Genomic DNA, 7,711 nt, shown 5'->3' with positions numbered 1-7,711 from the left:
CCGGCTTGCCCTGGAGCAGCACCTTCACCAGCGCTTCCGCATGATCTTCGACGAAGAGCCAGTCCCGCTTGTTCGACCCGTCGCCATAGACCGGCAGGGTCTTCCCTTCGAGGGCGTTGAGGATGACGAGCGGGATCAGCTTCTCGGGGAAATGCCAGATGCCGTAATTGTTCGTCGTGTTGGAGACGAAGGTCGGCAGGCCGTAGGTATGGTTCCAGGAACGGACCAGATGGTCGGAAGCGGCCTTGGACGCCGAATAGGGGCTGCGCGGATCATAGGGCGTGGTCTCGCTGAAGGGCGGATCATTCTCTTCCAGAGCGCCGAAGACCTCATCGGTCGAGACATGATGGAAGCGAAAACCATCCTTCTTCTCGCCCGTCAGCGTACCGTAATAGCCGCGCACGGCCTCCAGCAGGGTGAACGTGCCCATGATATTGGTGCGCATGAAGTCGCCCGGTCCGTCGATCGAACGGTCGACATGGCTTTCAGCGGCAAGATGCATCACCGCATCAGGCTGGCGGCTCTCAAAAATCTCCTTCATGGCCGCGGCATCCGCGATGTCGGCGCGGATCAGCTCATGGCGCGGGTCCGTGCGCGCCTCTTCCAGCGCTTCTTCCGACGCCGCATAGGTCATGGCGTCGACATTGATGACGGAATGATCCGTGTTGCGGATCACGTGGCGGACCACCGCAGACCCGATAAAGCCACAGCCACCCGTAATCAGCAGACGCATCACAATCCTACCTTAGAATGAAGGAACCTGTCTGAACTGGCATGTTTGCCGCCCCTGGGCAAGCGAATCTCCCGGGTCCGACGGGGCCGCGCCGGGAGGCAAAGCGCTTGTGCTGCCGTCACGAAAGCGCGAGCGATGAATGCCTCGCTCGGCCCGAAGCGGCCGCCGGACCAGCGGCGTGCAAGGCTCCTTCGCCGTTCATGAGGGGCAGAATCGATGGGGATTGATTGACAGCCGGAGCCGCGCTCCTTATGCACCGCTCACCGCGACAGGGCCGGGCGACCGGCCTTGTCCTTTTTATATGCAACTCAAGCCCGGGCCGCCTGTTGTGGTTCCGGCTTTGCCAAGATCGGGCCTGAACTATGAAGGTGCGTAACTCCCTCCGTTCCGCGAAGACCCGCGACAAGAACTGCCGCGTCGTTCGCCGTCGCGGCCGCGTCTATGTCATCAATAAGAAGAACCCGCGCATGAAGGCGCGCCAGGGCTAAGTCAGCCATGGCCCCGGCCGCGCCCTTCGGGGTGCGGCGCGGCTTCTGCATGACCGACGAAAAGGGCGGATGGTGATGCACCCTCCGCCCTTTTCGTGTTCACTTCCGGCTGATGGACCCCTAGACCCGCGGGACCAGCCCGCGGGTCTAGGGGCAGGCATTAGCCCTCGAACGGGTCCTTCATCAGAATGGTGTCGTCACGCTCCGGGCTGGTCGAGAGCAGCGTCACCGGGCATTCCACCAGCTCTTCGATTCGGCGAACATATTTGATCGCCTGCGCCGGCAGATCGGCATAGGAGCGCGCACCGCGCGTTGAATCCTGCCAGCCTTCCATCGTTTCATAGACGGGCGTCGCGCGGGCCTGCGCGCCCATCGCGGCTGGCAGATGGCGGAACGGCTGGCCGTCGATCTCATAGCCCGTGCAGATCTTGAGTTCGGCGAATCCGTCCAGCACGTCGAGCTTGGTGAGCGCCAGGCCCTGGATGCCGCCGACCTTCACGGCCTGGCGCACCATGACGGCGTCGAACCAGCCGCAGCGCCGCGGGCGGCCGGTCACGGTGCCGAATTCATGCCCGCGCTCGCCCAACAGCCGGCCGGTCTCGTCGAAAAGCTCGGTCGGGAAGGGGCCGGAACCCACGCGCGTCGTGTACGCCTTGGCGATGCCGAGGACCATGCCGACGACGGAGGGGCCGACACCGGCGCCGGAAGCCGCTGTCGCTGCCACCGTATTGCTGCTGGTCACGAAGGGATAGGTGCCGTGGTCGACATCCAGCATCACCGCCTGGGCGCCCTCGAACAGGATGCGGCGGCCGGCGCGGCGCGCCTCGTCCAGCAACTCCCAGACCGGTTCGGCGAAGGGCAGCAGCAGGGGGGCGAGTTCCAGCAGCCGGTCAAGCAGCGCCTGCTTCTCGAAGGGCGCGGCGCCGAGGCCGATGAGCAGGGTATTGTGGTGCAGCAGCAGTTCGTCGAGCTTGTGGGAGAGGGTCTCCGGTTCGGCGAGATCGCAGAGCCGGATGGCGCGACGCGCCACCTTGTCTTCGTAAGCCGGGCCGATGCCGCGCCCGGTGGTGCCGATCTTGTGCTCGCCGCGCGCGGCCTCGCGCGCCCGGTCGATCGCGCCGTGCAGCGGCAGGATCAGCGGTGCGTTTTCGGCGATACGCAGGGTTTCGGGTGTGATGGCCAGGCCCTGGGCCTGGAGGCGCGCCATCTCGGAGAGCAGGGCCTCGGGGTCCACGACCACGCCGTTGCCGATGACCCCGAGCTTGCCGCGCACCAGTCCGCTCGGCAGCAGCGAGAGCTTGTAGACCTGCTCACCCACTACCAGCGTATGGCCGGCATTATGGCCGCCCTGGAAGCGCACGACGACATCGGCGCGGCTGGCGAGCCAGTCGACAACCTTGCCCTTGCCCTCATCGCCCCATTGGGCGCCGATGATCGCGACATTCGCCATGAGCGGGTACTCCGAATCGTCTTCTTATAAGGTCAGGAAAGCGGCGCCGCGGCGCCGTCTGTCAGGAGATGGGTGCAGGCGAGGCGCCGCGCCTCGGCCTCCGGGGGGTCCTTCTCATCGCCGAGGGCGGCAACGGTCGCATAGCCTTCGGCGCGGAAGCGGGCGGCGACACTGGCATCGGTGCCGGCCGGGACATAAAGGCGCGGGCGCAGAGGCGGCGTGCGCGCCGCCTCCAGGATCGCATCAGGAAACAGCGTCAAACCGGTCGCCGGTTCCCGCTCGCCGCTGACATAGCGGCCACCACGGCCCAGTTCCTGCTGGTGCCCCAGGGCATAAACCGTGACGCAGGGGCCCGTGTGGTAACGCAGACCACGGAATTCCAGCGGGTCGATGGTGAGGCGCAGGGCCGGTGCCCGCGCGCGAATCGCGGCGACGACGGCGACGAGCCGGTCGGCGAGCGCCCGGGCCTCGGGCGGAAGCTCCACCTCCGCCAGCACGGCGAGCGCAGGCGTCGCTTCCCCGGCGGCCAGCAACAGGCGCGTCAGCACGTCGGCGATGGCTCCGCCGAGCCGGCTTACGGCTGCCGCGTCCTTGCGGTCCAGCGCATGGGCCAGGGCGGCACGGTGCTCGGGCTTGAAGTCAGCGCCGTCCAGCAGCGTGCCTGCCATGGTCGGCATGGCGAGGTCGAAGCTGACCTCGGTGAGGCCGAGCGACGCGAGCGCCTCGGCACCCGTCAAGATGATCTCGGCGTCGGCCCCGGGGGAGTCGGAGCCGATCAGTTCGATGCCCGCCTGGGCGATCTGCCGGTCTGGGGCAAGCTGGCTGCCGCGGACGCGCAGGCAGTGCTCGGCATAGGAAAGCCGGAGCGGGCGCGGCGCGGCGGCGAGCCGGGTGTTGGCGATGCGGGCGACCTGCGGGGTCGTATCCGCGCGCAGGCCCAGCATGCGCTGGCTGTCCGGATCCATGAGGCGAAACGTCTGCTCAGAGACGGCCGCACCCGAGCCCGCGAGCAGGCTGTGCTCGAACTCCACCAGTGGCGGCTTCACCCGCTGATAGCCGTGAGTGGCAAAGACCTCCATCATCGCTTCGATCGATCGGGCCTCGATCTCGGCCGCAGGCGGCAGGAGATCGCGCAGGCCTGCCGGAAGCAGGGCGGGGTTCATGGGCAGATCGTCGGTCACTTCGGCTCCGTCTCACGTCGCATCGGCGAAGAGCCTGGAAAAGCCCAATGCGGTGAAGCCCACGGCGATGCGGAGGCGCTATAGCACCCGGGCGCTCGATGACAAAACGAATGCAGCTTTATTGATTCATTTACGAAACAAAAAGCCTGTGCGCAAGCTGTGCCGTCATGCTCTTCGGCACGCCGCTTTTTCTTTTCGGGTTCCTGCCGCTGGCCTGGGCGGGTTTTCATCTCGCTGGCCGCCTCGGCTCTGGCCGCGGCGCGCTTATCCTCCTCCTTTGCATGAGCTTCATCTTCTATACATCTGGAAACATGCGAGATCTCCCACTGCTCGCTGGCTCCATCCTGGTGAATTTCTGGTGCGCCGCGCGGGTTCGTGCCGGCCCCTGGTTTGGCCTTACGGTCGCGGCCAATCTGGGCGTGCTCGGCCTCTTCAAATACGGAAATCTGATTGCCGGGAGCCTTGGCCTGGGCCGGCCTGGCCTGACCCTGCCTCTGGGGATAAGTTTCTATACATTTCAGCAGATTATGTATCTGTCCGAATGCAGGGCCTCAGGCGAGCGGGGCAGCTTCCTGGCCTATGCCAACTGTATTGCCTTTTTCGCGCATCTGATCGCGGGGCCGCTGGTTCGCCCGGCTGAGGTCATGCCGCAGATTGCGGCCTCGGCCCGGCGGCCGGTCGCGCCGGAGGAGATGGCCGAGGCGTTGACGATCATTCTCCTCGGCCTCGCCAAGAAACTCGTCCTGGCAGACGGTTTTGCGCCGCTCGCCGATCGGGGCTTCGCGGCCGCCGCGCATGGCGCGCCAATCACGCTGCTGGAAGCCTGGGTCGCGTTGCTCGCCTTCGCCCTGCAGATCTATTTCGACTTTTCCGGCTATTCGGATATGGCGATCGGGCTTGCCCGGCTGTTCGGCGTCCGCTTCCCGCTTAACTTCAATAGCCCCTATAAGGCGTTGACAATACGGGAATTTTGGCGGCGTTGGAACATCACGCTGTCCGTCTTTCTTCGCGATTTTGTCTATATCCCGCTCGGCGGCAACCGCCACGGCGAGGGGCGGCGGCGACTCAATCTCATGATCACGATGCTGCTCGGCGGGCTGTGGCATGGGGCGGATTGGCGCTTCCTGCTCTGGGGCGGCCTGCATGGGCTCTATCTCATCCTGCATGAAGTCTGGAGCCGCGTCGTGCCGCCCCGGGCGCGGCTGCCCCGGCCCTTGGCCCAGGCGCTGACGCTGCTCGCCGTGCTGCTCGCCTGGGTGCCGTTCCGGGCGCAGGATATGGCGGCGACGACCGCCATGCTGCGCGGGCTTCTCGGACTGAATGGCCTCGCGCTTCCCATCCAGCTCATCGCCCTCTGGCCGCCGCTGGGGGCGATCGCGCATCCGGTGCCGCTGCTGGCCGCGTTGGGGAATGCGCGCACGCTGAGCCTGCCCGAGGCCTTGGCCTTCCTCGCCCTCGGCTGGGTCATCGTGCTCGCTTTGCCGCATGTGCATGAGGCGTCTGACCGCTGGCGGGCGGGCGGCATTCTGGCCTCGGGCGGCTTCATGGTGCAGGCACTGTTCTTCGCTGGCGCAGCACCACCCTTCCTCTATTTCCGCTTCTGACATGCGCAAGCTCTTCGCCCTGCTCGCGCTGCTGCTGGCCTCCCTGGGCCTCTACGGCGCGCTGTTCGCCCTCGTGCTCAACCGGCCCCTCGATCTCGGCCCGCTGCGCGAGGCCATCGCCTACAAGCGCGCGGCCGCGGCGCGGACGGACAGGCCGAAGCTCGTCATTTTCGCCGGTTCCAACGCGCTCTTCTCCCATAGCTGCGCGATCATCGGGCCGATGCTCGACCTGCCTTGCGTCAACGCCGGCGTCGCCATGGGTCTCGGGCTCGACTATCAGTTCGCACTCTGGAAACCGCGCCTCCATGCCGGAGACACGGTCTATATGCCGCTGGAATTGCAGCAATATGTGGTGACGCCAACGGAAGCGCGCCGGGGTCCGGATGCCGCCATTCTGTGGCGCCACGACCGCGCTTTGTTGCTGTCGCTCGGCCCTGCCCGCACGCTCTCGGCGGCCTTCTCCGGCACGGCCGAGAGCGGAATCGCGAGCCTGGTGGAGATGGCGGCAGCTGACCTGCGCCCGGCACTCGCCCATCCCGCCTTTGCCGAGACCGACGCGCAGGGAGATGGCATCGGCCACGATCTTGCCCATGCCGCCGCGAACCGCGCGTTCCTTGCCACGCTGCACCGGCCGGACCCACCGGCGGCGGCGATCATCGGCGGCTACGGCGCGCGGGAGGTTGCAGCCTTCCTGGGTTGGGCGAGGCCAGCCGGGGTACGCGTCATCGGCGGGTGGCCGACGGAATTCGCCGACCATCCGCCCGACCCGCTGCTCGGGCCCGCGCTCGTCCGCATCTATGGCGGGGACTTTCTTCGGCTGCCGAACCGGGGCCGCTACGGACGGGACGATTTCTTCGACAGCCAGGACCATCTGGTGAGCGAGTGCCAGGCCCGGCATTCCATCGCCGTCGCGCGCGGGCTGGCGCCGATGCTGGGCCGCGCGGCCCGAATGCCCGCGCAGGAGGCGATCAGCCTTGCGTCCCGCTGCCCCTGACGAATCAGGGACGTCCCGTGCTAGCTCCGTCCCCATGTCGGATCATCTCGAGGGGCTCAACCCGTCGCAGCGCGCGGCGGTTTTGGCCGCGGCCCCCCAACTCGTCCTCGCCGGTGCCGGCTCCGGCAAGACGGAGACGCTCGCGCGCCGCGCGATCGATCTCATCCTGAACCGCGAGGAACGGCCGGAACGGTTGCTTTGCATCACCTTCACCAACCGTGCGGCGGCCGAGATGCGGGCCCGCATGGCGGGCAAGCTCGGGTCCCAGGCGCCGCACTGGGTCGGCACGTTCCACGCCTGCATGGCGCGGCTGCTGACCGAGGACGCGGCGGCGGTGCCCGATTTGCCGCGTGGTTTCGCCATTCTGGACGCCGCGCGCGCGCGGGCACTGATTGGCCAGGTCGCTGGTATTCGGGACCCCAAGGAGACGGCGCAGGTCTTCGAGGCAATGTCCCTGTTGCGCAATTACGGCGTGGAAGGGCGCAGCAGCCCGCCGCGCGTGCCCGCCTTTGCGCGCTTCGAGGCGGCCGTGCTGGAGAAGGCGGTGGCGGTGCTGCCCAGCTACGTCGCGGAACTCCGCCGCCAGCGGGCGCTCGATTTTGACGACCTCCTCCTTCTCCCCGCGCAGGCGATGGCGGCCGATGCCGCGCTTGCCGCGCGCTGGTCGGGGCGCTGGAGCGAAATTTTGGTGGACGAGTATCAGGATACCAATGCCGCCCAGCACCGGCTGTTGCGCCTGCTCGCCGCCTCTCACGGGCGAGTCTTCGCGGTGGGGGACGATTGCCAGTCCATCTACGGCTGGCGTGGCGCGGAGGTCGGCCATATCCGGCGATTCGGCCAGGATTTTCCGGCCGCCGCCCGCGCCATCCGGCTGGAAACCAATTATCGCTCCACCCGCACCATTCTCGCCGCCGCCAATGCCGTCGCCGCCCAGGATCCGGAGGCGTTGCGGAAAACGCTGCATGTCGCCTCCCCTGACGATTCCGCTGGTGCCGCCATCGCGCTGCGGGCGGTGGAGACTGCGGAGGAGGAGGGCCGCGCCGTCCTCTCCTGGGTCCAGCGCCTGCGGCGGGCGACGCCCGATATGCCTCTGCGCGCCTGCGCCGTCTTGGTGCGGGCAGGTTTCGTCGCCGAGCCCATCCTGGAGGCGCTGCGCGAGGCGGCGCTGCCGGTGCAGATGGTGAGCGAGCGCGAGACCGAGATGCCGCGCGAAATCCTCGGCGCCATCGCCTGGCTGCGGCTCGCCCTCAGCCGCTCGGCC

Annotated in this window: 7 protein-coding genes; 4 read left to right on the top strand and 3 right to left on the bottom strand. The window is 67.4% G+C overall.

The features are described 5' to 3' along the window. Nucleotides 1-733: dTDP-glucose 4,6-dehydratase (locus VL752_RS21575; protein ID WP_325358615.1), on the bottom strand; the 733-nt coding region annotated here is incomplete at its 3' end. A gap of 362 nt (nucleotides 734-1,095) precedes the next feature. On the opposite strand from VL752_RS21575, the gene ykgO reads away from it, so the two are divergent. Then, nucleotides 1,096-1,221, top strand: coding sequence for a type B 50S ribosomal protein L36 (gene ykgO / locus VL752_RS21570; protein ID WP_227306753.1), 126 nt, complete (start codon nucleotides 1,096-1,098; stop codon nucleotides 1,219-1,221). A 160-nt stretch (nucleotides 1,222-1,381) separates the two neighbouring features. Here ykgO and VL752_RS21565 read toward each other — a convergent pair whose 3' ends face one another. Next, entirely contained in the window at nucleotides 1,382-2,671 is a 1,290-nt protein-coding gene (locus tag VL752_RS21565) for an adenylosuccinate synthase (protein WP_325358611.1), read from the bottom strand. Between the two features lie 32 nt (nucleotides 2,672-2,703). Continuing rightward, a complete protein-coding gene (locus VL752_RS21560) occupies nucleotides 2,704-3,852 on the bottom strand; it encodes an ATP phosphoribosyltransferase regulatory subunit (RefSeq protein ID WP_325358609.1) in 1,149 nt (382 codons plus the stop codon). Between the two features lie 167 nt (nucleotides 3,853-4,019). Here VL752_RS21560 and VL752_RS21555 point away from each other — a divergent pair, with 167 nt between their 5' ends. The 3 genes from VL752_RS21555 to VL752_RS21545 form a co-directional block, all read left to right on the top strand. Continuing rightward, the gene (locus VL752_RS21555; protein ID WP_325358607.1) at nucleotides 4,020-5,456 is read left to right on the top strand and encodes an MBOAT family O-acyltransferase; all 1,437 of its coding nucleotides are present in this window, start codon (nucleotides 4,020-4,022) and stop codon (nucleotides 5,454-5,456) included. 1 nt (nucleotide 5,457) lies between these two features. Continuing rightward, on the top strand, nucleotides 5,458-6,450 hold the full coding sequence (locus tag VL752_RS21550; protein ID WP_325358605.1) for a hypothetical protein: 993 nt from the start codon (nucleotides 5,458-5,460) through the stop codon (nucleotides 6,448-6,450). A gap of 34 nt (nucleotides 6,451-6,484) precedes the next feature. Further along, nucleotides 6,485-7,711: ATP-dependent helicase (locus VL752_RS21545; protein WP_325358603.1), on the top strand; the 1,227-nt coding region annotated here is incomplete at its 3' end.

It is taken from the genome of Acidisoma sp., assembly GCF_035492295.1.
Classification (GTDB): domain Bacteria; phylum Pseudomonadota; class Alphaproteobacteria; order Acetobacterales; family Acetobacteraceae; genus Acidisoma.
This window is presented reverse-complemented; position numbering and strand designations above follow the sequence as displayed.